Origin of the sequence: Streptomyces sp. NPDC088194 (genome assembly GCF_040702025.1) — a bacterium.
Taxonomy (GTDB): domain Bacteria; phylum Actinomycetota; class Actinomycetes; order Streptomycetales; family Streptomycetaceae; genus Actinacidiphila.
In genome coordinates this window covers 1-25335 of the sequence record NZ_JBFBIV010000093.1, presented here as the reverse complement: position 1 = coordinate 25335, position 25335 = coordinate 1, and the positions used below count along the sequence as shown (strand labels likewise).

Genomic DNA, 25335 nt, shown 5'->3' with positions numbered 1-25335 from the left:
TACATTCGCCTCAGCCAAGCAGTGTTCTGGTAAACGCCCCATAAAACGGAACCGTGTTCTCACACGATCCGCACAGCTCAGAGCCGGTGGAACGCGCCGAGTGGCAGGTCACGGCGGTGTCCGGGAAACCCGTGGCGGGCCCAAGTCGCGGCAGGCCGCCGGGGAGTTGGCGAGGGCTCGGCGGACGGCGGCGGCGGACCGGCCCGGATCGGGCGGCCCGCCGCCGCCGTCAACGCGGCGTGGCGAAGTTCACCCGACCGAGGAGTACGCCACCACGCCGCGCAGCAGCCCGTCCACCGCCTTGCGGGCGTTGCGCCGCACCGGGCTGCCCTCGGGCGCCGCGTTGCCGATCTGGCCCAGCACGTCGATGAGCTGCTTGCACCAGCGCACGAAGTCCCCCGCGGGCATGTCGGCGTCGGAGAGCACCGCGTCCAGGCCGTGGCCGGACGCCCAGCGGTACGCGGGCCACGCGAAGCCGAGGTCGGGCTCGCGCTGGCCCACGCCCTCGGTCTGGTTGATCCGGTGGTCCTCCTCCAACGCGTCCAGCCGGCCCCAGATCCGCACCATCTCGCCGAGCGCCGCCTTCGCGTTGCCGGTCGGGAGTTTCGGCATCACGGCGTCGTCGGACTGCCGGGACTCGTAGACCAACGCCGATGCGCACGCGGCGAGTTCGGCCGGGCCGAGGCCGTCCCACACGCCGTCCCGCAGGCATTCGCTGGCCAGCAGGTCGAGTTCGCCGTAGAGCCGGGCCAGCCGGCGCCCCTCGGGGGTGACGGTGTCGCCGTCGAGGTAGTCCAACTCGGCCAGCACCGCGCAGACCCGGTCGAAGGTCCGCGCGATGGTGTTGGTACGGCCTTCGATCCGCCGCTCCAACTGCTGGGTGTCGCGGCGCAGTCGGTGGTACCGCTCGGCCCACCGGGCGTGGTCCTCACGGTCGGCGCAGCCGTGGCAGGGATGCGCGCGGATCTCGCTGCGCAGCCGGGCGATCTCGGTGTCGTCGGCAGCGGCCGAACGCTGCTTGCGGTGCCGGGCCGGCGCCGCCCAGCCGGCGGTGCCGGCCTTGGTGCGCATCGCCGAGGCGAGGTCGCGCCGGGACTGCGGGCTGCGCGGGTTGAACGACTTGGGGATGCGCATCCGGTCCAGCGCCTCGACGGGCACCGGGAAGTCCATCTGCGCCAGCCGCTTGACCTGGCGTTCGGCGGTGAGCACCAGCGGGCGCGGCCCGTCGTGGTACTCCTCGCCGCGCCGGGGGCCGGCGGCCCGCCCGGCGGGCACCCCCGGGTCCAGCACCAGCGCCAGGCCGGCGTACTTCCCGGCCGGCACATGGATGATGTCGCCGGGCTTCAGCTTCTCCAGCGCGTCCGAGGCGGCTGCCCGGCGCTGCGCGGCGCCCTGCCGGGACAGTTCCGCCTCGCGCTCCTTCAGCTCGCGGCGCAGCCGCATGTAGGCGTCGAAGTCGCCGAGGTGGCAGGTCATCGACTCCTGGTAGCCGTCGAGCCCTTCCTCGTTGCGCTGCACCTGCCGGGAGATGCCGACCACCGAGCGGTCCGCCTGGAACTGCGCGAACGACGTCTCCAGCAGCTCCCGGGAGCGGTGCCGCCCGAACTGGCCGACCAGGTTGACCGCCATGTTGTACGACGGCTTGAAGGACGAGCGCAGCGGGTACGTGCGGGTGCCGGCCAGGCCGGCGACGGCGGTCGGGTCGAAGCCGCGCTGCCACAGCACCACCGCGTGGCCCTCGACATCGATGCCGCGCCGCCCGGCGCGGCCGGTGAGCTGGGTGTACTCGCCGGGGGTGATGTCGGCGTGGGTCTCGCCGTTCCACTTCACCAGCTTCTCCAGCACCACCGAGCGGGCCGGCATGTTGATACCCAGCGCCAGTGTCTCGGTGGCGAACACCGCCTTGACCAGGCCCTTGACGAACAGCTCCTCGACCACCTCCTTGAAGGTGGGCAGCATGCCGGCGTGGTGGGCGGCGATGCCGCGCTCCAGGCCCTCCAGCCACTCGAAGTAGCCCAGGACGTGCAGGTCCTCGTCGGGGATGGCGCGGGTGCGCTCCTCGACGATGGACCTCACCCGGGCCCTGGCCTCGTCGTTGTTCAGCCGCAGGCCCGCGTACAGGCACTGCTGGACGGCGGCCTCGCAGCCGGCCCGGCTGAAGATGAAGGTGATCGCGGGCAGCAGGCCCTCGTTGTCGAGCCGGTCGATCACCTCGGCCCGGCTGGGCGTCCAGATCCGGCTGCGGGAACGCCGCTCGCGCTCCCGGTCCGCCTCCCGGCCGCGCTTGCCGCGCGGGTAGGTGCGCTGGTTCTCCATCCGGGCCAGGCGTTCGAGGTCGGTGTTGACCTCGCGGCGCCCGCCGGGGTCGGCGGGCCCGGACTTCTCCTCGAACAGGTCGTACATCCGCCGCCCGGCCAGGACGTGCTGCCACAGCGGCACCGGCCGGTGCTCGGAGACGATCACCTTGGTGTCGCCGCGGACGGTGTCCAACCAGTCGCCGAACTCCTCGGCGTTGGAGACGGTCGCGGACAGCGACACCAGGGTCACCGACTGCGGCAGGTGGATGATCACCTCTTCCCACACGGCGCCGCGGAAGCGGTCGGAGAGGTAGTGCACCTCGTCCATCACCACGTAGCCGAGGCCCTCGAGTGCGGGAGAACCCGCGTAGAGCATGTTGCGCAGGACTTCGGTGGTCATGACGATCACGGGCGCGTCGCCGTTGACGCTGTTGTCGCCGGTGAGCAGGCCGACCTTGTCGGCGCCGTAGCGCTTCGCCAGGTCGTTGTACTTCTGGTTGGACAGGGCCTTGATGGGCGTGGTGTAGAAGCACTTGCGGCCCTCGGCCAGGGCCAGGTGGACGGCGAACTCGCCGACGATGGTCTTTCCCGAGCCGGTGGGCGCGGCGACCAGGACGCCGCTGCCGCCCTCAAGGGCGCGGCAGGCGTCTATCTGGAACGGGTCGAGGCCGAACTCGTACAGCTCGCGGAACTGCGCGAGCGCGGTGGCGTTCTCTTCAGCGCGGCGACGGCTGGCGGCGTAGCGCTCGGCTGGCGACATCTCATCGGTCATCTCCCGCACGAGCCTACCCGGGGGCACCGACACCGTGCGTGACCTTTACCGCCCGGCTGCTCTCCCGGATACGGTTCCGGGCCCGCCGCGGCATCCCCGCGCGCTGGTCCGAGCGCCGTTCAGACCAGCAGCCGCAGCGCGCCCGGCACGGTCTGCGCGGTCAGCGGGAGCGGCCCGACCGGCTCCCCGTCGGCGTATCCGGTGACGCCGACCGCGGCCAGCCGCACCCGCGCGGCACGGTGCACGGTGACCACCGGGTGGCTGGGGTGGGTGCCGCGGTAGACCCGCGGGAAGACCCGCAGCAGCGTGGTGCGGCTGCACGGGCCGACCACGCACACGTCGAAGAGCCCGTCGTCCATCTGCGCGTCGGCGCAGATCCGCATGCCGCCGCCGTAGGAGGAGCCGTTGCCGACCGCGATGAGGGTCGCCTCCAGTTCCCGCTCGTCGGTGTCGTCGAAGGCGACGGTGTAGCGGATCGGGCGCAGCGCGGCCAGTTCCGCGAGCATCGCCACGTCGTACCGGAAACGGCCGCCGGGGAAGCGCATCCGGTTGCCGCGGTCGTTGACCCGCGAGTCGAAGCCGGAGGCGAGCACCGTGCCGAACCAGCGGTGGCCGCCCGGCCCGCCGCCGACCCGCCCGAGGTCCAGCGACCTCGTACGGCCCTCCGTCAGCGCCCGTGCGACGACCCGGCCCGCGGCGGCCGGGTCCCGCACCGGCAGGCCGTTGACCCGCGCGAAGTCGTTGCCGGTGCCGACCGCGACCACGCCCAGCGGGGTGGCCGTGCCCGCCACGGCCTGGAGCGCCAGCGACACCAGGCCGTCGCCGCCGACCGCCACGAGGGCCCCCGTCCCGCGGGTGACCGCGGCGCGGGCCCGGACGAGCGCGTCCCCCGCGTCGGTGCCGACCACCGTGCGGACGGCGAAGCCGGCCGCCCTGAGTTCCCGGGCGGCCGGCTGCGCCGCCTTGGCACCCCGCCCGCGGCCGGCGGACGGGTTGACGAAAAGGGTGATCTCGCTGGTCACCGGCGCGACGATATCGTTCCGCGGACCCCCCGCGGTAGATCCGGGCACCATCCCGCTGCCCCGCACGGTGCCCTACGGCCCCCGGTTCCGCGGCGGTGCGCTGCGAAGCAGCCGCACCTGCTCAGGGGCGCGGGGAACCGCGCGACCAGCCCGCCACCGGGCGCACCCGGCAGCGGACCGGAACCGTCACGGCGGGGAACCGCACCCGCGGCAGAGGAATCCGCTCAGGTCGCGTCGTCGTAGTCGTCGTCCGCGGTCCGCCGCTCGGCATCCGCGTCGAACGCCTGCGCATCGACCTGCTCGGGCACGTAGTCGAGGCCGGAAGCCTCATCGGGGTCGAGCCCGAAATCGGGGTCGGCCGCGCGGCGCCGGTCACGGCGCCGGTCGTTGAAGAAGCAGACACCCATCGCCAGGAAGTACAGCAGCACGATCGGCGCGGCCAGCAGCGACATGGTCAGCGGGTCGCCCGTCGGCGTGGCGACCGCGGCGAAGACGGTGATGCCGATGACCATCCCGCGCCACCAGCCCAGCATCCGGCGCCCGGTCACTATCCCGGTGAAGTTCAGCAGCACCAGCACGAGTGGTAGCTCGAAGGCGAGGCCGAACACGACGATCATCCGGGCCACCAGGTCCAGGAAGTCGTCGAGCGGCAGCAGGTTGGTGGTGTCGCTCGGCACGAAGCCGATCATGATCCGCGCGGTCTGCGGCAGGATCGCGTAGGCGAGCACCGCACCCGCCAGGAACAGCGGCACGCCGGCGGCGACGAAGCCCAGCGTGTAGCGCTTCTCGCTCTTGTGCAGGCCGGGCGCGAGGAACGCCCACAGCTGGTAGAGCCACACCGGGGAGGAGACGACCACGCCGGCCATCAGCGAGACCTTCAGCGCGATCGAGAAACCGCCCAGCAGACCGCTGACGGTCATCTGCGCGCACGCCTCGGTGTGCTCCTTCTGCTGCGACGCGGGCATCGCGCCGTTCACGCAGCGCACACCGGCCGGAATGCGGTGCTGGAGCAGCTCGATGATGTGCTTGTAGAACACCGCTGCCACGATCGTGACAACGAGGATCGCCAAGACCGACTTGAACAGCCTGTTGCGCAGCTCACGCAGATGGTCCGCGAGGGGCATCCGGCCCTCGGGGTCCTTGGTCTGCTTGCGGGCAGTCTTGAGCACCCACGTCCTCGTCTCGTGCGGCAGCCGTCACCGGCGCGACCGGTCCCGGCTTGGTCCTTCACCTGTCGCCGGCCGCCGCAGGGGACGGCCGGACGCGGTAATCGGTCTCGGATCAGCTCTGGCTGGTGGTGCGCTCCGGCTCGCTCACCGGGCGGGCGCTGGCGGTGTCGCCCGGGGCGGACTGGATGGTACGAGCGGCGGTCTGCGGCGCGGCGGGCTCCTCGGCCGAGGACGACGCGTGGTCGTTCTTCATCGCCTTGGCCTCGCTCTTGAGGATGCGGGCGGACTTGCCGACCGAACGCGCCAGGTCCGGAAGCTTCTTCGCACCGAACAGGACGACGATGACGGCGACGATGAGGAGGATTTCCAGGGGCTTGAGGTTGCCGAGCATAAGAGGTCTACCTTCTCACCTTGGCGGCGTGGTCCGTGCGTCCGCGGTGCGGAGCCGGGCGGGTGCCCGGAGCCGTGCCGCGCAGTGATCGTAGCGCGCGGCGGTGAACGGCGGAGAGAGCACCGTCGTCCATCCGGCTGCGGCCCGAGCCGCGCGTCGTTCGCGGGCCGCCCGGGCCAGAGTACCCTCACCTGCCGGAATCGCGGCAGGGCTCAGGGCCGCGAGATCTCTCCGGTCCGTTCGGCCAACGGCCGGGCCGCCCGCCGCAACCGCTCGCTCGCCGCGGTCAGCGCCTCGGTGCTGGCGGCGACCTGGTGGGCGAGCGCCTGGACGGCCGCGAAGACGCGTACCGCCAGCACCCCCAGCACCAGGAGCCCCGCGGTCGACAGGCCGACGTAGAGAAAAAGCCACCACATGGGCCGCGAGCCTATCGGTGGACGGCCCGGCCGGGTGCGATCGCCCCGTGCGGGGCCTCAGCGGCCGGTCAGCCGCATCGTGGGGACCCCGCCGCCGGTGAGCAGCTCGATGATCCGCTCCCCCGCCGGCTTGCGGACCGCCTCCCCGCACTCGGGGCAGGTGAAGGAGTAGAAGGTGGTGCGGGACGAGGCGCCGATGGCCAGCCGCAGGGCCGCGGCGTCCAGTTCGAAGCTGCTGCGGCAGTGCGTGCAGTTCGCGCGGAACAGGACGGCGGGCACGGCGGGCACCGCGGACGCCGACGGCGGTGGCGACGGCGACTGCGGGCCGTTCTGCGGCGGGCACTCCACCGGGGCCGTACCGCCGCTCGTCCCCTCACTCACCGTAGGCGGCCAGGGCCCGCACCGCCGCTTCGCGGGCGCCGTCGGCGAGGTCGGGCGGGGAGACGATCCGGCCGTCGCGGCCCAGCCGCAGCGCGAGCCGCCGCAGCGAACCGGGGTCGGGCGTGCGCAGGGTGATCCGCAGACCGCCGTCGGGCAGCTCCTCGGCGCTGTCGTGCGGGTAGTACTCCGCGACCCAGCGGCCGCCGGGCCCCACCTCGACCACCACCTCGGGGTCGTCGCCGGCCGGCTGCACCAACCCCTGCGACAGGTCGCGCGGCTCCATCCGCGGCGGGTCGGACGGCTCGTCGAGCAGCCGGATCTCGGCGACCCGGTCCAGCCGGAAGGTGCGGCGGTCCTCCGACAGCCGGCACCAGCCCTCCACATAGGTGTGGCCGACCGCGAAGAGCCGGATCGGGTCCACCTCGCGGTCGGTGAGGGTGTCGCGGGCCGGCGAGTAGTAGCGCATCCACAGCCGGCGGCGCTCGGTCAGCGCGCGGTCCACGGTGGCGAACACGCTGCCCTCCGACTCGAACGTCACCGACAGCCGCCCGCTCGCCCCGGCCGCCTCACCGGCCGCCGTCTCCAGCTTCGCGGCGGCCCGCTGCAACGCCTGCCGGTCGCCCTCGCGCAGCCCCGGCAGGTTCGCCACCGCACGGGCGGCGACCAGCAGCGCGGTCGCCTCGTCGGCGGCCAGCCGCAGCGGCTGCGCCACGTCGTCGGCGGTGCCCGGGTTGTGCCACCAGATCCGCTCGCCGTCGGTGTCGATGTCCAGCAGGTCGCCGCCCCTGAAGCTGGTGCCGCACAGCGGCAGCACGTTCAGGTCGCCGATCAGCTCGGCCTCGCTGACCCCGAAGGCCCGCGCCACCTCGCTCACCCGCGCCCCGGGCCGCTCGCGCAGATACGTCACCAGGGACAGCATCCTGCGGGTCTGGTCGATCGCGTTGCTCATCGGTCACTCCCCCACTGGCTCACAGGTCGCTCGGGCCGGGTCCGCACAGGGCCCCGAAGGGATGTCTCGGCCATCGCCTAGCCCTTCGCCACCGCGCGCAGCCGGTCCACCAGGTCCGCGCGCAGCTCGTCGGGGGCCACCACGACCACGTCGGGGCCGAACTCCGCGAGCCAGGCGTCCAGGCCGTGCCCGTACGGGACTTCCAGCTCGTCCCAGTCCGCGTCGACCGGGGTGGTGGCGACCGCGCGGGCGCGCAGCGGGTAGCCGCTGTCCCGGCGCAGCCTGATCCGCGCGGTGGCGGCGGTGGCGCCCTCACCGGCCCAACGGGCCACGGTCTCACGGACGTCGATGTGGTCGGGCACCTCGGCGGTGAACGCCCCGCGCACCTTGACCCGGCCGGAGATCCGCGACAGCCGGAAGACCCGGACGTCGCCGCGGTCGCGGTCGTGGCCGGCCAGGTACCAGTGGCCGCGCCAGCACTCCAGCGCCCACGGCTCGACCAGCCGCGGCTCGGGCCGTACCGCGTTCGCCTTGCGGTAGTCGAAGGCGACCGCCTTGCGCTCACGGGTGGCGACCATCAGTGCCTCGAAGGCCGGCTCCGGGGCCGGAATCCGCGGCTCCAGCGCGCTGGTGGCGTCCTCGTACGGCACACCGGCCGCGCGCAGCTTCTGCAGCGCCCCGCTGGCGGCCTCGGCGAGCCGCGCCTGCTGCCAGACCTTCGCGGCCAGCGCGAGCGCGGCGGCCTCCTCCGGGTCCAGGGCGATGTCCGGCAGCCGGTTGCGGTCGCTGCGGGCGAGGTACCCGAAGTCGCCGTCGATGCTCTCCACGGTGTCGATGACCAGGCCGAGTTCGCGCAGGTCGTCCTTGTCGCGCTCGAACATCCGGTTGAACGACTCGTCCGAGGTGACCTCGTGGTACGCCTCGATCGACGCGCGCAGCTCACGCTTGCTGACCGGGCGCCGGGTGTTCATCAGGCACAGCGCAAGGTTCATCAACCGCTCAGCCTTGGCAATCGCCATCTGCAAGCCCTCCGTTTGCGCCCTCGCCGCTGACCGTACCGCTCCTGGGCGTCGACCCAAAACCGCGGCCCCCGCCGGGTGGGCGGGGGCCGCGGTCACGGGCAGCGCCCTGGGTTCACACGTGAACGTGTCCAGGTCGCCCCGGTGCGCGAGCCAGAGGGCGCGCCGGTGTCGGAAGGAAGAACACGCGCGGGCCCCGACGAAGGCGGGGCCGAGCATGATCGACCGTCGACACCGAAAGGGGGGTCAGACGGCGACCAGGTCGCAGACGAAGATCAGGGTCTCACCCGGGCGGATCGCGGCGCCGGCGCCGCGGTCGCCGTAGGCGAGGTGCGAGGGGATGGTCAGCTGGCGGCGGCCGCCGACCTTCATGCCCTGCACGCCCTGGTCCCAGCCGGCGATGACCTGGCCGACACCGAGCTGGAACTGAAGCGGCGTACCGCGGTTCCAGCTCGCGTCGAACTCCTCGCCGGTGGAGAACGCCACGCCGACGTAGTGGACGGAGACGGTGTCGCCGGCCTTCGCGACCGGGCCGTCGCCCTCCCAGATGTCCTTGACCTCCAGGTCGGCCGGCGGCTCGCCGCCCGGGAAGTCGATCTCGGGCTTGTCGATGCTCACTGCGGTGCTCCTTGTGCTGTTGCGGGCAACCTGGACAGTCTTGCAGACCTCACAGGATGGCCAGCACGTCGAGCGTGAACACCAGCGTCGCGTTCTTCGGGATGCCGCTGCCCGAGGGCGGGTTGGCACCGTAGGCGAGCGAGCCCGGCGTCACCAGCAGCACCCGGCTGCCGGCCTTCTTCCCGACCAGGCCCTGCTGCCAGCCCTGGATGAGCTGGCTCAGCTCGAAGGCCGCCAGCTCGCCGCGGCTGTAGCTGGAGTCGAACTCCTTGCCGGTGCTCCACACCTTGCCCTGGTACTGCGCCAGCACCGCGTCGGTGGACTTGATCACCGGGCCGTCGCCTTCGAGGATGTACTCGGAGACGAGCTTGGTGGGGGCCTTGACGCCCTTCGGGATGGTCAGCGACGGGATCTTGCCGTCGGTGTTGGTGCCGGACTTCGGCAGGTCCGCATTGGTCTGCGGCACCACCTTCCCGGTCGACGAGCTCTTCCCGTTGAAGCGGTTGAGCACGTCGATGACGAACACCAGCGTGTCGGTGCCCTTGATGCCGGCCTGCGAGTTGCCGCTGCTGCCGTAGCCCAGCGACGGCGGGATCGCCATCTCCACCCGGCTCTTCACCTGCTGGCCGACCAGGCCCTGGTCCCAGCCCGGGATGAGCTTTCCCTGGCCGATCACGTTGGTGTACGGGCTCTTGCCGAAGGAGGTGTCGAAGACCTTCGCGGTGTTCCAGATCTGGCCCAGGTAGTTGACCTGGACGTAGTCGCCGCTGACGATCTTCGGCCCGTCGCCCTTGATCACCGTCTTGACGGCGAGCTTGGTGGAGGGGGTGCCGGTGCCCTTGGCGATGGTCGGCTTCTGGTCGAAGGCCGTGCCCGCGGTGATCGCCGGCACCGGGCCGGAGACGATTTCCGCCTTCGGGGTCGCGGAGGTGGTCGGCGACGTGGGCGGCGTCGTCGAGGACGTCGTCGAGGGCGTCGAACTGGACTTCGCCGACCCGCTCTTGCTGTCTTTGCCGCAGCCGGCGGCGGTGAGCATGAGCGCGGGGACTGCGAGCAGTGCTGAGCGTCGGCGCACGGAGTTCCTCGTTACTGTCGTCGGGGTGGGGGGCGTGCTGGGGACTGACGGGTGGATCATGGGGGGAACACAAGTACAGCCCCATACCCTACGGCGTGCGACAGGCCCCGTACGAGATACGCACGGGGCCTGTGTGGATGCTGTGGTGGATACGCCCGGTCACCTCACACCGGTCGCATCCTTCCGGGTCACATCCCGGCGATCAGCTTCTCCACCCGGTCGTCCACCGACCGGAACGGGTCCTTGCACAGCACGGTGCGCTGCGCCTGGTCGTTCAGCTTCAGGTGCACCCAGTCGACGGTGAAGTCGCGGCGCTGCTCCTGGGCGCGCCGGATGAAGTCACCGCGCAGCCGGGCCCGGGTGGTCTGCGGCGGCACCGACTTGGCCTCGAAGATCTTCAGGTCGCTGCAGATCCGCTTGGCCTGACCCTTCCGCTCCAGCAGGTAGTACAACCCGCGGCGGCGGTGGATGTCGTGGTAGGCGAGGTCTATCTGCGCGACCCGCGGGTGGGACATGGTGATGTTGTCGCGGTTCCGGTAGCGCTCGATGAGCTGGTACTTCATCACCCAGTCGATCTCGGTGCCGATCTTCGACAGGTCGCCGCTGCCGATCGACTCCAGGGCGCGGCCCCACAGCTCCAGGACCTGGTCGATGACACCGCTGCGGATGCCGCGGCGCTCGCAGAACTCGACGGCCTTGGAGTAGTACTCCTGCTGGATGTCGAGCGCGGACGCCTCCCGGCCGGAGGCGAGCCGGACCTTGCGGCGGCCGGTGATGTCGTGGCTGACCTCGCGGATGGCCCGGATCGGGTTCTCCAGCGTCAGATCGCGCATCACGGTGCCGGCCTCGATCATCCGCAGCACCAGGTCGGTGGCGCCGACCTTGAGCAGCATCGTGGTCTCCGACATGTTGGAGTCCCCGACGATGACGTGCAGCCGGCGGTACCGCTCGGCGTCGGCGTGCGGCTCGTCACGGGTGTTGATGATCGGACGGGACCGGGTGGTCGCCGAGCTGACGCCCTCCCAGATGTGCTCGGCGCGCTGGCTCACGCAGAAGACCGCGCCGCGCGGGGTCTGCAGCACCTTGCCCGCGCCGCACAGCAACTGACGGGTGACGAGGAACGGAATGAGGATGTCCGCCAGCCGGGAGAATTCGCCGTGCCGGGCGACCAGGTAATTCTCGTGGCAACCGTAGGAGTTGCCGGCCGAGTCGGTGTTGTTCTTGAACAGGTAGACATCACCCGCGATGCCCTCCTCGTGCAGGCGCCGCTCGGCGTCCACCAGAAGGCCCTCAAGGATGCGTTCACCGGCTTTGTCGTGCGTGACGAGTTCGGTGACGTTGTCACACTCGGGAGTGGCGTACTCCGGGTGCGAGCCGACGTCGAGATAGAGGCGGGCCCCATTGCGGAGGAAAACATTGCTGCTGCGGCCCCATGACACGACACGGCGGAAGAGGTACCGCGCCACCTCGTCAGGGGACAGACGCCGCTGTCCCCTGAACGTGCATGTGACGCCGTACTCGTTCTCCAGCCCGAAAATGCGGCGGTCCATGTCTGAACATTACGCCTGATGCGACGTGCTGAAACGGGGATCGGGGCCACGGTTTGGATCTTTTTCCGCAACACCCCGATCGGTTTCGACCTCCCGCACCGTCAGGATTCGCCCGGTCGACAGCAGTACGCCCAGCGCCACGGCACCGCACACCGCGCAAACACCGAATCCCGCGGAGGTTCCGACGTGTTGCGCGACCACCCCGGCGACCGCCGTGCCGAGCGCCGCGCCGACCCCCATCGCGGTCACCACCCAGGAGAACGCCTCCGTCACCGTGCCCGGCGGGGCGTGGCGGTCGACCACCAGGAAGCCGCACGCGAGGGTGGGCGCCAGGAAGAGCCCGGCCAGCGCGGCGAGCGGCAGCATCCAGCCCAGCGCGGGGACCAGCAGCAGCGGCGGGTAGCAGGCCGCCAGGCCCACCGCGAGCAGCCGCAGCCGCCGCTCGGGGGCGCCGGCGAACGAGCGCCCGCCGTAGACGAGCCCGCCGACCAGCGCGCCGGCCCCGTTGGCGGCCAGCAGGTACGCCGCGGCGGAACCGCCGCCGTGATCGTCCCCGTAGGCGACCGCGGCCAGCGAGAAGGCGCCCAGGGCGATGCCGACGAAGAAGCAGGACCCCAGCAGCGCCAGCAGTCCGGGTGAGCGCAGCGCGCCCAGCCAGTGCGGCTCGCGGGCCTGGGCGCGCCACTGCCGGGACGGCCCCGAGGTGACGACGATCAGGGTGCCCGCCACGCCGAGCAGCCCGGCGAGCACCAGCGCGGCGGCCTGCGAGGCGACCGCGACCGCCGCGGTGACCAGCAGCGGGCCGAGGGTGAACAGCACCTCCTGGGCCGCCGCGTCCAGCGCGTAGGCCCGCTGCACCTGCTCCTCGCGGTCCAGCACCATCGGCCACAGCGCCCGCAGGCCGCCTTCCAGCGGCGGCGTGGCGACCCCGGCGAGCAGCACAGCGGCGATCGCCACCGGCAGCGGGCGCGGTCCGTTGACGGCCAGCAGCGCGAAGCCGGCCGCGGCCAGCAGCGCTGCCGAGGCCATCACCCGCGGCTGCCCCCGGCGGTCCACCGCCCGTCCGAGCAGCGGCTGCCCGAGGGCCACCGCGAGCCCGTAGAGCGCGGACAGGGTGCCGGCCAGGCCGTAGCCCGCGCCGTGCGCGCGCAGGAACAGCACGATCGCCAGCGCGGACATCCCGTTGGGCAGCCGTCCCAGCAGGGTCCCGCCGAGCAGCCGTACCGCGTGCCGGGCCCGCAGCAGGTCGGCGTAACCGCTCGCCATTGCCCCTCCCCCAGTCAAGTGTTACGTATAACGTCAGCGTCATACGTACCATGACGGCAGCTCACGGGTCCAGGCCGTGGGACCGGTTCCGGAAGGTGGCGGGCGGTGTGGCCGGAAGCGATCGACCCACCTCACGGGATGTGGCGCGGGTGGCCGGCGTGTCGCAGGCGACGGTGTCGCTGGTGCTCGGCGGGAAGTGGCGCGGGCGGGTCTCGGAGCGCACCGCGCTGGCGGTGCGCGCGGCGGCCGGCGAGCTGGACTACCGGCCGAACCTGGCCGCGCGCAGCCTGCGGCTCGGCCGGACCAGGACCGCGCTGCTGGTGGTGCCCGCGCTCACCCACGAGTACTTCGCCCGGGTCTACGCGGGCGCGGCGCGGGTGGCCGACGCGCACGGCTTCGGAGTGGTGCTCTACCCGTCACCCGAGGGGGTCGGCCCGGCCCGCGACCCGTTCGGCTCCGCGCGCGCCGCGATCGACGGGGTGATCGCCTCCTCCATGGCGGCGGACGCGCTCGCCGGGATCGCCGACGGCGGGCTGCCGCTGGTGATGCTGGACAGCGGGCCCGGTACGGAGGGGGGTCCGCCGACCGTGGATCTCGCCGTCGCGGACGGCATCCGCCAGGTGGTACGGCACCTGGTCGGCCTCGGCCACCGCCGGATCACCCATCTCGCCGCCGACGTGGACACCTGGACGTTCCGGGTCCGCGCGCAGACGGTCCGCGAGGAGCTGGGCGGGGTGGACGGCGCGCGCCTGGCGACCGAGCGGTGCGGGCTGGATGTCCGCTCCGCGCGTGAGGCCGCGGTGCGCGCGCTCACGGCTTCCGGCGAGCGCCCCACCGCTCTCCTGTGCGACGGCGACGTTCTCGCCGCGGGTGCTTGCAAGGCAGCCCGCGGGCTCGGGTTGAGGGTGCCGGACGACGTGTCCGTTTCCGGCTTCGACGATCTGGAGCTGGCGACCGCGCTCGACCCGGAGCTCACCTCCGTCCGGCTTCCCGCGGAGGATGTGGGCGCCCGTGGAATGTCGGCGTTGCTGGCGGCGCTCGACGGGGTGCCCGTCGCCCCGGTCGAGCTCCCGGTCCAGCTTGTGGTCCGCGGTTCCACGGGGCTCCCGCCGGCGCCGTAGGGCTCCGCCGCCGGACCCGAGCACAGCACCGTCGTGGCGGGTCGCACACCTCCCCGCGCCCCCGGAGTGGCCTCTCCTCGCGGAGGAGCCGCCCGAATTCAGGGGCGCGGGGAACGCCCTACTCCTCGTCGTCGGAGGGCTCGTCCGTTTTCGTGGTGGACGCGCTTTCGGTGTCGAGCAGGCGGGACAGTTGGCGGCCCAGAATCCGCTTGAACTTCCGCTGCTGCGGCCGGGTCCGGTCCAGCACCGCGACTTCGAGCTGCTCGGCGGTGAGCTGCCGGTCGCTGCCGCCGTTGGAGTCCCGCCCGAGCGACTCGACGGCCAGCGCCAGCGCCTCCGCGAGGGTCATCCCGTCACGGTGCCGCTGGTCGAGGTAGCTGCCGATCTGGTCGGAGTTCCCGCCGACGGCGACCGCGCCGTGCTCGTCGACGATGGAACCGTCGTGCGGCAGGCGGTAGATCTGGTCGTCCTCGGGAGCGGCACCCACCTCCGCGACGATCAGCTCCACTTCGTACGGCTTCTCGCCGACGCTGGAGAAGATGGTGCCGAGGGTCTGCGCGTAGACGTTGGCGAGGCCGCGGGCGGTGACGTCGTTCCGGTCGTAGGTGTAGCCGCGCAGGTCGGCGTAGCGGACGCCGCCGATCCGGAGGTTCTCGAACTCGTTGTACTTGCCGACGGCGGCGAAGGCGATCCGGTCGTAGATCTCGCTGACCTTGTGCAGCGCCCGGGACGGGTTCTCGGCGACGAAGACGATGCCGTCGGTGTACTGGAGGACCACGACACTGCGGCCGCGCGCGATGCCCTTGCGGGCGTACTCCGCGCGGTCCGCCATTGCCTGCTGGGGCGAAACGTAAAACGGCGTGGACACCGGCTCAACCGTGCCTTTCTGCTGTCGTCGGCGCTGCGTGGTGGGTCAAGGGGCGCGGGGGGCGCGGCGGGTGAACGGGCGTCACAGCACCTCGGCCTGCGGGCCGTCGGGGTGTTCGAGCCGGCCGTCGAGCACCGAGCGGGCGATCGCGGCGACGTCGGACTCGTCGAGCCGGCGGAAGCCGTCCTCGGTGATGACGGTGACGATCGGGTAGATCCGCCTGGTCAGGTCGGGGCCGCCGGTGGCCGAGTCGTCGTCGGCCGCGTCGTACAGCGCCTGGATGACGGCGGTGACGGTCTGCTGCTCGGTCAGGTCCTTGCGGTAGAGCTTCTTCAGGGCGCCGCGGGCGAAGACCGAACCGGAGCCGGTGGAGGCGAAGTTCGCCTCCTCGCTGCGGCCGCCGGTGACGTCGTAGGAGAAGATCCGGCCCTTGGCGCGGTCCGTGTCGTAGCCGGCGAAGAGCGGGACCACGGCGAGGCCCTGCAGGGCCATCGCGAGGTTGCCGCGGATCATGGTGGACAGGCGGTTGGCCTTGCCCTCCAGGGAGAGGGTGGCGCCCTCGATCTTCTCGTAGTGCTCCAGCTCCAGCTGGAAGAGCTTGACCATCTCGACCGCGAGGCCGGCGGTGCCGGCGATGCCGACCGCGGAGAACTCGTCGGCCGGGAAGACCTTCTCGATGTCCCGCTGGGCGATGACGTTGCCCATGGTGGCGCGGCGGTCACCGGCGAGCACGACGCCGGAGTCGAAGACGGCGGCCACGATGGTGGTGCCGTGCGGCAGTTCGACCGCTCCCTTGACCGCCGGCAGCGCGCGGTTCCCCGGCAGCAGCTCGGGCGAGTGCTCGCCCAGGAAGTCGAGGAACGACGACGAGCCGGGCGTCAGGAAGGCAGCCGGCAGATGCCCGGGCTTACGAGTGTTGGCTTCCACGCGATTCCTTCCACACGATCATGGTGTTTGCTACGGACCCTACCCATGGGCCCGGCGTCCATCCGCCCCGCGGTCCGGGGGACGCGGGGCGGACGGACGGCGAGCGGCTACTCGCCGCCCTTCTGGACGAAGGAGCGCACGAAGTCCTCGGCGTTCTCCTCCAGGACGTCGTCGATCTCGTCGAGAACCGAGTCCACGTCGTCCGAAAGCTTCTCCTGGCGTTCCTTGAGGTCGTCGGCGGCCTTGGCGTCCTCCTGGACCTCCTCGACCTCGTCCGTGGAACGCGTAGCCCGCTGCTGTCCGCCGTCGGTGTCCTTGGTAGCCATGTCCCTCACCCCGCTCGGTTGCGTGCGTACAAGATCAGACCCTACAAGGAGGGTCCGACTGCGGCCCTCGAATACGACAACGTCCGAGTGCTACGGACTTGATTCCCGGTTCTGGACCGTTTCAGCCGCGGATCATCCCCCGGACAGGATGCGGACCAGTTCCTCGGCCGTACGACAGCGGTCGAGCAGCTCTTTCACGTGGTTGCGGGTGCCCCGCAGCGGTTCGAGGGTGGGGACGCGCTGCAAGGAGTCATGGCCTGGCAGGTCGAAGATCACCGAGTCCCAGGACGCGGCGGCCACGTCGTCGGCGTACTGCTCCAGGCAGCGGCCTCGGAAGTAGGCCCTGGTGTCCTCCGGCGGCCGCTGTACGGCTCGCAGGACCTCCTCCTCGGTCAGCAGCCTCTTGATCCGCCCGCGGGCCGCCAGGCGGTTGTACAGGCCCTTGTCGGGTCGCACGTCGGCGTACTGGAGGTCGACCAGGTGCAGGCGGGCGGCGTCCCAGTCCAGGTTGTCGCGGCGCCGGTAGCCCTCCAGCAGCTCCAGCTTGGCCACCCAGTCCAGCTCGCCGGCCAGGCTCATCGGGTCGCTCTCCAGCCGGCCCAGGACGTCCTCCCAGCGGGCGAGCACGTCCCTGGTCTGCTCGTCGGCGTCGCTGCCGTAGCGCTCCTCGACGTACTTGCGGGCGAGGTCGAAGTACTCCATCTGAAGTTGTACAGCGGTCAACTTCCGGCCGTTGCGGAGCGTGACGAGTCGTTGCAGCCCGGGGTCATGGGAGACCTCGTGCAGGGTCCGCACCGGCTGGTCCACCGCGAGGTCCACCTTGATGAACCCCTCCTCGATCATGGACAGCACCAGCGAGGTGGTGCCCAGCTTGAGGTAGGTGGAGATCTCCGACAGGTTGGCGTCGCCGATGATGACATGCAGCCGGCGGTACTTCTCCGCGTCGGAGTGCGGCTCGTCGCGGGTGTTGATGATGGGGCGCTTGAGGGTGGTCTCCAGGCCGACCTCGACCTCGAAGTAGTCCGCGCGCTGGCTGAGCTGGAACCCGTCGTCGTGGCCGTCCTGGCCGATGCCGACCCGGCCCGCGCCGGTGACCACCTGCCGGGAGACGAAGAACGGCGTCAGGTGCCGGACGATGTCCGAGAACGGGGTCTCCCGGCGCATCAGGTAGTTCTCGTGGGTGCCGTAGGAGGCGCCCTTGTTGTCGGTGTTGTTCTTGTAGAGCAGGATCTGCTGGGCACCGGGCAGCTGCGCGGCGCGCACCGCCGCCTCGGCCATGATCCGCTCGCCGGCCTTGTCCCACAGCACCGCGTCCCGCGGATTGGTGATCTCCGGCGAGGAGTACTCCGGATGGGCGTGGTCGACGTAGAGCCGGGCGCCGTTGGTGAGGATCACGTTGGCGAGGCCGATGTCCTCGTCGGTGAGCTGGGTGGAGTCAGCCGCCTCCCGGGCGAGGTCGAAGCCGCGGGCGTCCCGCAGCGGGTTCTCCTCCTCGAAGTCCCAGCGGGCGCGCCGCGCCCGGTGCATCGCCGCCGCGTAGGCGTTGACGATCTGGGACGAGGTGAGCATGGCATTGGCGTTGGGGTGGCCGGGGACGGAGATGCCGTACTCCGTCTCGATGCCCATTACTCGCCGTACGGTCATGCGGCCCTCCTTGCCCTGCTCCGGCCCATCCGAGCCGAAAACACACCGGCTGCGGGTACCCGCTGGTCGGGACCCGCAGCCGGAGGGTAGTGCTTACAGATACTGTCCGGTGTTCGCCACGGTGTCGATGGAGCGTCCGGTGTCCGCCCCCTGCTTTCCGGTCACCAGGGTGCGGATGAAGACGATCCGCTCGCCCTTCTTACCGGAGATCCGCGCCCAGTCGTCGGGGTTGGTGGTGTTCGGCAGGTCCTCGTTCTCCTTGAACTCGTCGACACAGGCGGCGAGCAGGTGGTTGACGCGGAGCCCGCGCTGGTCGTGGTCGAGGAAGTCCTTGATGGCCATCTTCTTCGCCCGGTCCACGATGTTCTGGATCATCGCCCCGGAGTTGAAGTCCTTGAAGTACAGGACCTCCTTGTCACCGTTGGCATAGGTGACCTCCAGGAAGCGGTTCTCCTCGGTCTCGGAGTACATCCGCTCGACCACCGACTGGATCATGGCGTCCACGGTGCCGGCCGGGGACTGGCCGTGCTCGGCGAGGTCGTCGGAGTGCAGCGGGAGGGTGTCGAGGAGGTACTTGGTGAAGATGTCCTTGGCCGCCTCGGCGTCCGGACGCTCGATCTTGATCTTCACATCCAGGCGGCCGGGCCGCAGGATGGCGGGGTCGATCATGTCCTCGCGGTTGGAGGCGCCGATCACGATGACGTTCTCCAGGCCCTCGACGCCGTCGATCTCGGCGAGGAGCTGGGGGACGATGGTGTTCTCCACGTCGGAGCTGACACCGGAGCCGCGGGTGCGGAAGAGGGACTCCATCTCGTCGAAGAAGACGATGACGGGGGTGCCCTCGGACGCCTTCTCCCGGGCCCGCTGGAAGACCAGGCGGATCTGCCGCTCGGTCTCGCCCACGTACTTGTTGAGCAGCTCGGGACCCTTGATGTTCAGGAAGTAGCTCTTGCCCTGCGGCTGGCCGGTGACCTCGGCGACCTTCTTGGCCAGCGAGTTGGCGACCGCCTTGGCGATGAGCGTCTTGCCGCAGCCGGGCGGGCCGTACAGCAGCACACCCTTGGGCGGCCGCAGTTCGTACTCCTTGAAGAGGTCGGCGTGCAGGTAGGGCAGTTCGACCGCGTCGCGGATCTGCTCGATCTGGTTGCCGAGGCCGCCGATCTGCCGGTAGTCGATGTCGGGGACCTCTTCGAGGACCAGCTCTTCGACCTCGCTCTTGGGCACGCGTTCGTAGACGTATCCCGAGCGGGGTTCGAGCAGCAGCGCGTCGCCGGTGCGCAGGGTGCCGTCGAGCAGCGGCTCGGCGAGCCGGACCACACGCTCCTCGTCGGTGTGCCCGATCACCAGGGCGCGCTCGCCGTCCTCAAGGATCTCCTTGAGCGTGACGATGTCGCCGACCAGCTCGAACTCCATCGCCTCGACCACGTTCAGCGCCTCGTTGAGCATCAGCTCCTGGCCGCGCTTGACGTCGTCGAGTTCGACGGACGGGCTGACGTTGACCCGCAGTTTGCGGCCGCCGGTGAAGATGTCGGCGGTGCCGTCCTCGTTGGCCTGGAGGAACACTCCGAAGCCGGCCGGCGGCTGCGCGAGCCGGTCGACCTCCTCCTTGAGGGCCACGATCTGGTCGCGGGCCTCGCGGAGCGTGTTCGCAAGCCGTTCGTTCTGTGCGGAGACGCCGGCCAGGTTGGTCTGCAGCTCGACGATCCTCTCCTCGAGAATCCTCGTGTGCCGCGGAGAGTCGGCGAGCTTGCGTCGCAGGACGGCGATCTCCTGCTCAAGAAAGGCGACCTGGCTCATGGGGTCTTCCGAACCACGAGCGGGTCGGCCGCCACGGTTGAATTCGTCGTCGTGGGCCGCCACGGTCCTCACCTCCTCCAAGGGGAGCTGGACGTTCCCAGACCCTACCTGGGCTGGTAGGGGTTGAAACCCCTAGATCACAAAGACGATCGCGGTGTGTCCGATCTTCACCCTTGCGTACGTCCCTTCGCCACTGAGATACCCGCCGATCTCCATCCGAAAGCCGCCGGTTGTATCGTCGTTTCGGTCAACAGCCGCCGAGGGCTGTTGCTTCCCCGATGATTCCCGAACGACGAACGGCAGGGATGGGTTCCGTGAGCGACAGCCAGGGCCAGGGCACAGCCGAGGCGCTTGAGGTCTGGATCGACCAGGACCTGTGTACGGGCGACGGGATCTGCGTCCAGTACGCGCCCGAGGTTTTCGAGTTGGACATCGACGGCCTGGCGTACGTCAAGGGTTCGGACGACGAGCTGCTCCAGTCCCCTGGTGCCACCGTACCCGTACCGCTGCCGCTGCTGACGGATGTCGTGGACTCGGCCAAGGAGTGCCCGGGCGAGTGCATCCACGTGCGGCGGGCCGCCGACCAGGTCGAGGTGTACGGCCCGGCGGCGGACTGAGCGGGGGGCCGGCCCCGGGCGGGGCCGGCCGGTGGGCCAGGGCGCCGTCAGATGGCGTTGGAGGCCGGGCCGGGCAGCGCCACGTAGCGGCCGTCGCGCCACTCCCAGGTGTAGGTGCGCTTCAGGTCGGGGCAGCAGCGCGGGGTGTCGTCGCTGGAGAAGCCGAGCACGGTGGCCTTGACGCTGTCGCCGTCGAGCCGGAAGTCGGAGATCTGCCGGTCGTCCTTGGGGTTGACCAGCGTGACCGCGATCTTGGGGGCGCCGCCCGGGTGGGCGGGCGCGGACAGGACGTACACGCCGCTGGGCGGGGTGCCGGTGTCGGAGTGGCAGCGGACCACCACGGCGGTCTCGGGGCGCCCGTCGCCGTCGAAGTCGGCGCTGACCTGCGAGATCACCTCGGCCTTGGCGCCGGGGGCGCAGGTCAGCGGGTAGGTCGCGGCGTGCGGGTCGGGGGCGGGCACCGGCGGCCCGGACGGCGCCGGCGGTCTGGCGTCGGCCTTGGGGCTGGCGTCGGCGGGCTGCACCACGGCCACGGCCGCGACCAGGGCGCCCAGGGCCGCGGCGGTGGTGATCCAGTGCACGGCGCGGCTGTGCGTGTGCGGGAGGGCCGGACCTGCGGAGGGCTGCACTCGCCTGACTCCTGGGGGGTTCTGGTCTGCGGGGGTGGCCAGCATGGTGCCACACGTCACATCGGCGCGGAACGGCGGGGTGCCGGGGTGGTCCGGTGGGGATGCCGGTGGGGGTTCCGATGGGGGCGAGCCGGTACGGCCGGAAACGTCGCGCGCCGCCGCCGGTGTCAGGAAGGACAAACCAGCGGCGGCGCGGTGAAGTTGGCCGAAAACGGGTCTCAGCTCTCGGCTTCGGCTGTCCCGTTCCCGCTGCCGCTGCCGCTGCCCGGCCCGGTGTAGTCCTCGCCGTAGGCGCCCTTGGCGGGGCGGCGGCGGCGCAGCGGCGGCTCGACGCCGTCGGCGAGGCGGCGGGCGGTGAGCAGGAAGCCGGTGTGGCCGATCATCCGGTGGTCCGGGCGCACCGCGAGTCCCTCGACGTGCCAGGTGCGCACCATCGACTCCCAGGCGGCCGGCTCGTTGAACGTGCCGTGCTCGCGGATCGCCTCCACGGTGCGGGCGAGCTGGGTGGTGGTGGCCACGTAGGCGCACAGGATGCCGCCGGGCACCAGCGCCTTGGCGACGGGCTCCAGGCACTCCCAGGGCGCGAGCATGTCGAGGATGACCCGGTCGACGTCGGTGTCGGAGAGGTGGTCCTGGAGGTCGCCGACGGTGAGCTGCCAGGCCGGGTGCGGCCCGCCGAAGTAGCGCTCGACGTTCTGGGTGGCGATCTCGGCGAAGTCCGCCCGGCGCTCGTAGCTGTGCAGCATGCCGTGGTCGCCGATGGCGCGGAGCAGGAAGCTGCTCAGCGAGCCGGAGCCGACGCCTGCCTCGACCACCCGGGCCCCGGGGAAGATGTCGGCCATCGCCAGGATCTGCCCCGCGTCCTTGGGGTAGACCACGGCGGCGCCGCGGGGCATGGACAGGACGTAGTCGGGGAGCAGGGGGCGCAGCGCGAGGTAGGCGACGTTTCCCGTGGTCCGCACCACACTGCCCTCGGGGGCACCGATCAGCTCGTCGTGCGGGAAAGCGCCCTTGTGGGTGTGGAACTGCTTTCCGGCTTCGAGCGTGAACGTGTAGTGGCGTCCCTTGGGGTCGGTGAGCTGGACCTGGTCCCCGACTCTGAAAGGCCCGCGCCTGCGGGCTGCACCAGTCGGTTCGGACATAGGACCACCCTAGTCGCTGGCCGGGGCCGCTCCGGACGGGCCCGGGGCCCGCCGGCGAACCGGGCGACCGATCAGGCCGCGCGGGTCGAGCAGCGCGGGTCGAGCAGCGCGGGTCGAGCCCGGCGGCTCAGGCCGCCCGGGACATGGCGGCCACGAAGGCGCGTTCCACGTCGGCGGTGGACAGCACGCCGTAGATCTCTCCGGTGGGCTCGACCACGAGGTACTCGGTGGAGGGGGTGGCCCGCAGGGTGTCGAGGAGTTCCTCGCCGGTGAGGTCGGCGGAGACCCGCATCCCGGGCCGCAGGTCGTTGGACAGGCCGCTGACCGCGACCCAGGGGCGCCGGTGCTCGGGCACCGAGATGATCGCCGACTCCCGGACGAGCGCGGTCGGGTCGCCCTTGCCGTCCACCACGACCAGGGCGCGGGCGCCAGCTTCGTTGGCGCGGCGCAGCGCCTCGGACAGCGGGGTGTCGGAGGAGACCGGGACGGCCCGCCGGGTGAGCGTACGGGCCCGCAGGTCCGGCAGGCGCTCGCGCAGCCGGGCCATCCGCAGCCCGTTGCCGGCGCCGGTCCACATGATCGCGGCGAGGATCGCGGCGAGCAGCGCGTCGGTGAGGGAGTCCGCGCCGCTCTCGCCGTTGCCCCGGGCGTAGGAGAGCATCGGCAGCCCGATCAGGACGGCCAGGGCCAGCACCCGGCCGGCCCAGGCGGCGGCGACGGTGCCCTTCATCGGGTTGCCGCTGAACTTCCAGACCACGGCCCGCAGCATGCGGCCGCCGTCCAGCGGCAGCCCGGGCAGGAAGTTGAAGATCGCCACGATCAGGTTGCTGATCATCAGCCCGGCGAGCAGCACCCCGGGCACGGTGCCGCGCTCGACGAGCTGCATCCCGCCGAAGAAGACGCCGGCGAGCACCAGCGACAGCAGCGGCCCGACGAAGGCGAGCATGAACTCGCGGCCGGGGGTGTCGGAGTCCTTCTCGATCTCGGAGACGCCGCCGAAGAACTGGAGCTGGATGCGGCGCACCGGCAGGTCGAAGCGGATCGCGGCCACGGTGTGGGCCAGTTCGTGCACCAGCACCGAGGCGTAGAAGGCGACCGCGAAGAAGAGCGACACGAGGTAGCGGACCCGGCCGAGTTCGGGCAGCACGGTGTCGAGCTGCCCGCCGAAGACCCAGGTGATCAGGGCGGCGACCAGGAACCAGCTCGGGGCGACGTAGATCGGGACGCCGAGGAACCGGCCCATCAGGATGCCGCCGCCGGGCTCCCTCGGCTGCTTGTCGGTGCCGTCGTCGCCACCTCGGCCCGGGGTGCGGGTGTTCTGGGACGGCGGACGGCCGCTCTCGCTCACTGGTTCCCCTTCTGAAAACAGACCCCCGTGCCGATCATGCGGCACGAGGGGCATCGCCCCCATGGTATTGCCCAGCCGATCGGCGCACACCGGCGCGTGTCCGTGTCGGTGCCAGGCCGTAAGGTCGTCTGCCATGGGGACCCCCGCCGACAGCACCCGAACTCCCGACAGCGCGTCACCCGGCCCCGTCCCGCCCGAGGGCGCGCCGCCCGAACCCGCGCCCGGGCTGGTCCCGGCCGGGCGGACCTCCCCGGAGGCCGGGCCGAGCCGGCCGGAGGGCGGGCCGGTGCCCCCGGAGAGCGGGCCGGTGCCGCCGGAGGGCGGGCCCCGCGGGGGCCTGCCGCCGCGCCCGCCGGTGTCGCTCTCGCCGTCGCGGGCCGCGGACTTCATGCGCTGCCCGCTGCTGTACCGGCTGCGGGTGATCGACAGGCTGCCGGAGAAGCCGAGCGAGGCGGCGACCCGCGGCACCGTCGTCCACGCGGTGCTGGAGCGGCTGTTCGACGCCCCGGCGGTGGAGCGCACACCCGAGCGGGCCCGGGCGATGGTGCCCGGCGAGTGGCAGCGGCTGCTGGCGGCCCGTCCCGAGCTGGCCGGGCTGTTCACCGCGGCCGAGGGCGCGCTCGACGCGGCGGCGCTGTCGGCCTGGCTGGAGAGTGCCGAGCGGCTGGTGGAGCGCTGGTTCACCCTGGAGGACCCGACCCGCCTTGAGCCCGCCGAGCGCGAGCTGTACGTGGAGACGGTGCTGGAGTCCGGCCTGACCCTGCGCGGCTACGTCGACCGGCTGGACGTGGCACCGGCCACCGGGGACCTGCGGGTGGTGGACTACAAGACCGGCAAGGCCCCCCGCCCCGAGTACGCCGACGAGCCGCTCTTCCAGATGCGCTTCTACGCCCTGGTGCTGTGGCGGCTGCGCGGGGTGGTGCCGCGCCGGCTCCAGCTGGTCTACCTCGGCAGCGGCGACGTACGGACCTACGACCCGTCGGAGGCCGACCTGCTGCGCACCGAGCGGCGGTTGCTGTCGCTGTGGGAGGCGATCCAGGAGGCGACGGCCAGCGGTGACTGGCGGCCGCGGCGGACCCCGCTGTGCGGCTGGTGCGACCACCAGGCGCTGTGCCCGGAGTTCGGCGGGACTCCCCCGCCGTACCCGCTGGCGCGCGTCGCCGGGACCGGGCCCGCCGTGGGCGAGAATGGTCCGGTCTAGCGAAGGAGTACTCGTGGCGATCCGCGTCCTGTTGGTGGACGACCAGCCCCTGTTGCGCACCGGCTTCCGGATGATCCTGGAGGCCGAGCCGGACCTGGCCGTGGTCGGTGAGGCCGGTGACGGCCAGCAGGCGCTGGACCAGGTGCGGGCGTTGCAGCCCGACGTGGTGCTGATGGACATCCGCATGCCCCGGATGGACGGCGTCGAGGCGACCCGCCAGATCACCGGCCCGGACCGGTCGGGCCCGGCGAAGGTGCTGGTGCTGACCACCTTCGACCTGGACGAGTACGTGGTGGAGGCGCTGCGCGCCGGGGCCAGCGGCTTCCTGCTCAAGGACGCGCCGGCCGCTGAACTGGTGCAGGCGATCCGGGTGGTGGCCGCCGGCGAGGCGATGCTCGCGCCGAGCATCACCCGGCGGCTGCTGGACAAGTACGCCGGCCGGCTGCCGTCGGGCGAGGAGTCGGTGCCGCAGCCGCTGCACGCGCTGACCGAGCGCGAGGTCGAGGTGCTCAAGCTGGTCGCCCGCGGCCTGTCGAACGCGGAGATCGCCGCGGAGCTGTTCGTCAGCGAGACCACGGTCAAGACCCACGTCGGCCATGTGCTCACCAAGCTGGGCCTGCGCGACCGGGTGCAGGCGGCGGTGTACGCGTACGAGAGCGGCCTGGTGCGCCCCGGCGCGAGCTGAGGCCCGCCCGGCGCGCCCGGGTCCCCGTACACCCGCGGGCAGCCACCCGCCCCACGGCGAACGCCCCCGCGCGGCCCTTCCGGGCTCGTCGCGGGGGCGTTCGCC

The 25335-nt window shown here is 71.7% G+C and carries 24 protein-coding genes; 4 read left to right on the top strand and 20 right to left on the bottom strand.

Annotation, left to right across the window (positions count from 1 at the left end):
* Nucleotides 1-249 precede the first annotated feature (249 nt).
* The 12 genes from AB0399_RS33605 to AB0399_RS33550 form a co-directional block, all read right to left on the bottom strand.
* A complete protein-coding gene (locus tag AB0399_RS33605; RefSeq protein WP_366413866.1) occupies nucleotides 250-3069 on the bottom strand; it encodes a DEAD/DEAH box helicase in 2820 nt (939 codons plus the stop codon).
* Nucleotides 3070-3188: 119 nt separating this feature from the next.
* Complete coding sequence (locus AB0399_RS33600) at nucleotides 3189-4091, bottom strand: diacylglycerol kinase (RefSeq protein WP_329371285.1); 903 nt, start codon at nucleotides 4089-4091, stop codon at nucleotides 3189-3191.
* A 224-nt stretch (nucleotides 4092-4315) separates the two neighbouring features.
* Entirely contained in the window at nucleotides 4316-5260 is a 945-nt protein-coding gene (gene tatC / locus AB0399_RS33595) for a twin-arginine translocase subunit TatC (RefSeq protein ID WP_329371283.1), read from the bottom strand.
* A 112-nt stretch (nucleotides 5261-5372) separates the two neighbouring features.
* Nucleotides 5373-5651, bottom strand: a complete 279-nt coding sequence (tatA, locus tag AB0399_RS33590; protein ID WP_328461935.1) for a Sec-independent protein translocase subunit TatA — start codon at nucleotides 5649-5651, stop codon at nucleotides 5373-5375.
* Nucleotides 5652-5863: 212 nt separating this feature from the next.
* Complete coding sequence (locus AB0399_RS33585; protein ID WP_328461937.1) at nucleotides 5864-6067, bottom strand: hypothetical protein; 204 nt, start codon at nucleotides 6065-6067, stop codon at nucleotides 5864-5866.
* A 57-nt stretch (nucleotides 6068-6124) separates the two neighbouring features.
* Nucleotides 6125-6355, bottom strand: coding sequence for a hypothetical protein (locus AB0399_RS33580; RefSeq protein WP_328461939.1), 231 nt, complete (start codon nucleotides 6353-6355; stop codon nucleotides 6125-6127).
* Between the two features lie 85 nt (nucleotides 6356-6440).
* Complete coding sequence (locus AB0399_RS33575) at nucleotides 6441-7397, bottom strand: WYL domain-containing protein (protein WP_328461941.1); 957 nt, start codon at nucleotides 7395-7397, stop codon at nucleotides 6441-6443.
* Between the two features lie 77 nt (nucleotides 7398-7474).
* On the bottom strand, nucleotides 7475-8416 hold the full coding sequence (locus tag AB0399_RS33570) for a WYL domain-containing protein (RefSeq protein WP_329371279.1): 942 nt from the start codon (nucleotides 8414-8416) through the stop codon (nucleotides 7475-7477).
* Nucleotides 8417-8662: 246 nt separating this feature from the next.
* The gene (locus AB0399_RS33565) at nucleotides 8663-9034 is read right to left on the bottom strand and encodes an FKBP-type peptidyl-prolyl cis-trans isomerase (RefSeq protein ID WP_328461945.1); all 372 of its coding nucleotides are present in this window, start codon (nucleotides 9032-9034) and stop codon (nucleotides 8663-8665) included.
* Between the two features lie 49 nt (nucleotides 9035-9083).
* Entirely contained in the window at nucleotides 9084-10109 is a 1026-nt protein-coding gene (locus AB0399_RS33560; protein WP_329371277.1) for an FKBP-type peptidyl-prolyl cis-trans isomerase, read from the bottom strand.
* Nucleotides 10110-10297: 188 nt separating this feature from the next.
* Nucleotides 10298-11659 carry a Pup--protein ligase gene (pafA, locus tag AB0399_RS33555; RefSeq protein ID WP_328461949.1) on the bottom strand — a complete coding sequence of 454 codons (1362 nt, stop codon included), beginning with the start codon at nucleotides 11657-11659 and terminating at the stop codon, nucleotides 10298-10300.
* Nucleotides 11660-11668: 9 nt separating this feature from the next.
* Nucleotides 11669-12925 (bottom strand): MFS transporter, encoded by a 1257-nt coding sequence (locus tag AB0399_RS33550; protein ID WP_366413865.1) that lies wholly within the window; start codon nucleotides 12923-12925, stop codon nucleotides 11669-11671.
* A 107-nt stretch (nucleotides 12926-13032) separates the two neighbouring features.
* On the opposite strand from AB0399_RS33550, the gene AB0399_RS33545 reads away from it, so the two are divergent.
* Nucleotides 13033-14046, top strand: a complete 1014-nt coding sequence (locus AB0399_RS33545; RefSeq protein WP_366413864.1) for a LacI family DNA-binding transcriptional regulator — start codon at nucleotides 13033-13035, stop codon at nucleotides 14044-14046.
* A gap of 118 nt (nucleotides 14047-14164) precedes the next feature.
* Here AB0399_RS33545 and prcA read toward each other — a convergent pair whose 3' ends face one another.
* The 5 genes from prcA to arc form a co-directional block, all read right to left on the bottom strand.
* The gene (prcA, locus tag AB0399_RS33540; RefSeq protein ID WP_329371272.1) at nucleotides 14165-14914 is read right to left on the bottom strand and encodes a proteasome subunit alpha; all 750 of its coding nucleotides are present in this window, start codon (nucleotides 14912-14914) and stop codon (nucleotides 14165-14167) included.
* Nucleotides 14915-14995: 81 nt separating this feature from the next.
* Nucleotides 14996-15841 carry a proteasome subunit beta gene (gene prcB, locus AB0399_RS33535; protein WP_329371270.1) on the bottom strand — a complete coding sequence of 282 codons (846 nt, stop codon included), beginning with the start codon at nucleotides 15839-15841 and terminating at the stop codon, nucleotides 14996-14998.
* Nucleotides 15842-15948: 107 nt separating this feature from the next.
* On the bottom strand, nucleotides 15949-16167 hold the full coding sequence (locus AB0399_RS33530) for a ubiquitin-like protein Pup (RefSeq protein ID WP_328461957.1): 219 nt from the start codon (nucleotides 16165-16167) through the stop codon (nucleotides 15949-15951).
* Between the two features lie 132 nt (nucleotides 16168-16299).
* Nucleotides 16300-17811 (bottom strand): depupylase/deamidase Dop, encoded by a 1512-nt coding sequence (dop, locus tag AB0399_RS33525; protein WP_328461958.1) that lies wholly within the window; start codon nucleotides 17809-17811, stop codon nucleotides 16300-16302.
* A 93-nt stretch (nucleotides 17812-17904) separates the two neighbouring features.
* Nucleotides 17905-19671: a proteasome ATPase gene (gene arc / locus AB0399_RS33520; protein ID WP_328461959.1), complete on the bottom strand. Its 1767-nt coding sequence runs from the start codon at nucleotides 19669-19671 to the stop codon at nucleotides 17905-17907.
* Between the two features lie 251 nt (nucleotides 19672-19922).
* On the opposite strand from arc, the gene AB0399_RS33515 reads away from it, so the two are divergent.
* Nucleotides 19923-20225: a ferredoxin gene (locus tag AB0399_RS33515; protein ID WP_328461960.1), complete on the top strand. Its 303-nt coding sequence runs from the start codon at nucleotides 19923-19925 to the stop codon at nucleotides 20223-20225.
* A 47-nt stretch (nucleotides 20226-20272) separates the two neighbouring features.
* Here the strand turns inward: AB0399_RS33515 and AB0399_RS33510 are convergent, their stop codons facing one another.
* The 3 genes from AB0399_RS33510 to AB0399_RS33500 form a co-directional block, all read right to left on the bottom strand.
* On the bottom strand, nucleotides 20273-20854 hold the full coding sequence (locus tag AB0399_RS33510; RefSeq protein WP_329371266.1) for a hypothetical protein: 582 nt from the start codon (nucleotides 20852-20854) through the stop codon (nucleotides 20273-20275).
* Between the two features lie 218 nt (nucleotides 20855-21072).
* Nucleotides 21073-21996, bottom strand: coding sequence for a tRNA (adenine-N1)-methyltransferase (locus AB0399_RS33505; protein ID WP_329371264.1), 924 nt, complete (start codon nucleotides 21994-21996; stop codon nucleotides 21073-21075).
* A 127-nt stretch (nucleotides 21997-22123) separates the two neighbouring features.
* Nucleotides 22124-23344 (bottom strand): site-2 protease family protein, encoded by a 1221-nt coding sequence (locus AB0399_RS33500; RefSeq protein WP_329371263.1) that lies wholly within the window; start codon nucleotides 23342-23344, stop codon nucleotides 22124-22126.
* A gap of 133 nt (nucleotides 23345-23477) precedes the next feature.
* On the opposite strand from AB0399_RS33500, the gene AB0399_RS33495 reads away from it, so the two are divergent.
* Together AB0399_RS33495 and AB0399_RS33490 are read left to right on the top strand one after the other, a co-directional pair.
* Nucleotides 23478-24545 (top strand): PD-(D/E)XK nuclease family protein, encoded by a 1068-nt coding sequence (locus tag AB0399_RS33495; RefSeq protein WP_366413863.1) that lies wholly within the window; start codon nucleotides 23478-23480, stop codon nucleotides 24543-24545.
* Nucleotides 24546-24558: 13 nt separating this feature from the next.
* Nucleotides 24559-25230 carry a response regulator transcription factor gene (locus tag AB0399_RS33490; RefSeq protein WP_328461965.1) on the top strand — a complete coding sequence of 224 codons (672 nt, stop codon included), beginning with the start codon at nucleotides 24559-24561 and terminating at the stop codon, nucleotides 25228-25230.
* Nucleotides 25231-25335: the final 105 nt, after the last annotated feature.

What these genes read in the sequence shown, in the direction of transcription:
- AB0399_RS33605 (WP_366413866.1), bottom strand. Translation starts at nt 3,069, where the DNA reads ATGACCGATGAGATGTCGCCAGCCGAGCGCTACGCCGCCAGCCGTCGC.
- tatA (WP_328461935.1), bottom strand. Translation starts at nt 5,651, where the DNA reads ATGCTCGGCAACCTCAAGCCCCTGGAAATCCTCCTCATCGTCGCCGTC.
- AB0399_RS33585 (WP_328461937.1), bottom strand. Translation starts at nt 6,067, where the DNA reads ATGTGGTGGCTTTTTCTCTACGTCGGCCTGTCGACCGCGGGGCTCCTG.
- AB0399_RS33575 (WP_328461941.1), bottom strand. Translation starts at nt 7,397, where the DNA reads ATGAGCAACGCGATCGACCAGACCCGCAGGATGCTGTCCCTGGTGACG.
- AB0399_RS33570 (WP_329371279.1), bottom strand. Translation starts at nt 8,416, where the DNA reads ATGGCGATTGCCAAGGCTGAGCGGTTGATGAACCTTGCGCTGTGCCTG.
- pafA (WP_328461949.1), bottom strand. Translation starts at nt 11,659, where the DNA reads ATGGACCGCCGCATTTTCGGGCTGGAGAACGAGTACGGCGTCACATGC.
- AB0399_RS33550 (WP_366413865.1), bottom strand. Translation starts at nt 12,925, where the DNA reads ATGGCGAGCGGTTACGCCGACCTGCTGCGGGCCCGGCACGCGGTACGG.
- AB0399_RS33530 (WP_328461957.1), bottom strand. Translation starts at nt 16,167, where the DNA reads ATGGCTACCAAGGACACCGACGGCGGACAGCAGCGGGCTACGCGTTCC.
- dop (WP_328461958.1), bottom strand. Translation starts at nt 17,811, where the DNA reads ATGACCGTACGGCGAGTAATGGGCATCGAGACGGAGTACGGCATCTCC.
- AB0399_RS33505 (WP_329371264.1), bottom strand. Translation starts at nt 21,996, where the DNA reads ATGTCCGAACCGACTGGTGCAGCCCGCAGGCGCGGGCCTTTCAGAGTC.
- AB0399_RS33495 (WP_366413863.1), top strand. Translation starts at nt 23,478, where the DNA reads ATGGGGACCCCCGCCGACAGCACCCGAACTCCCGACAGCGCGTCACCC.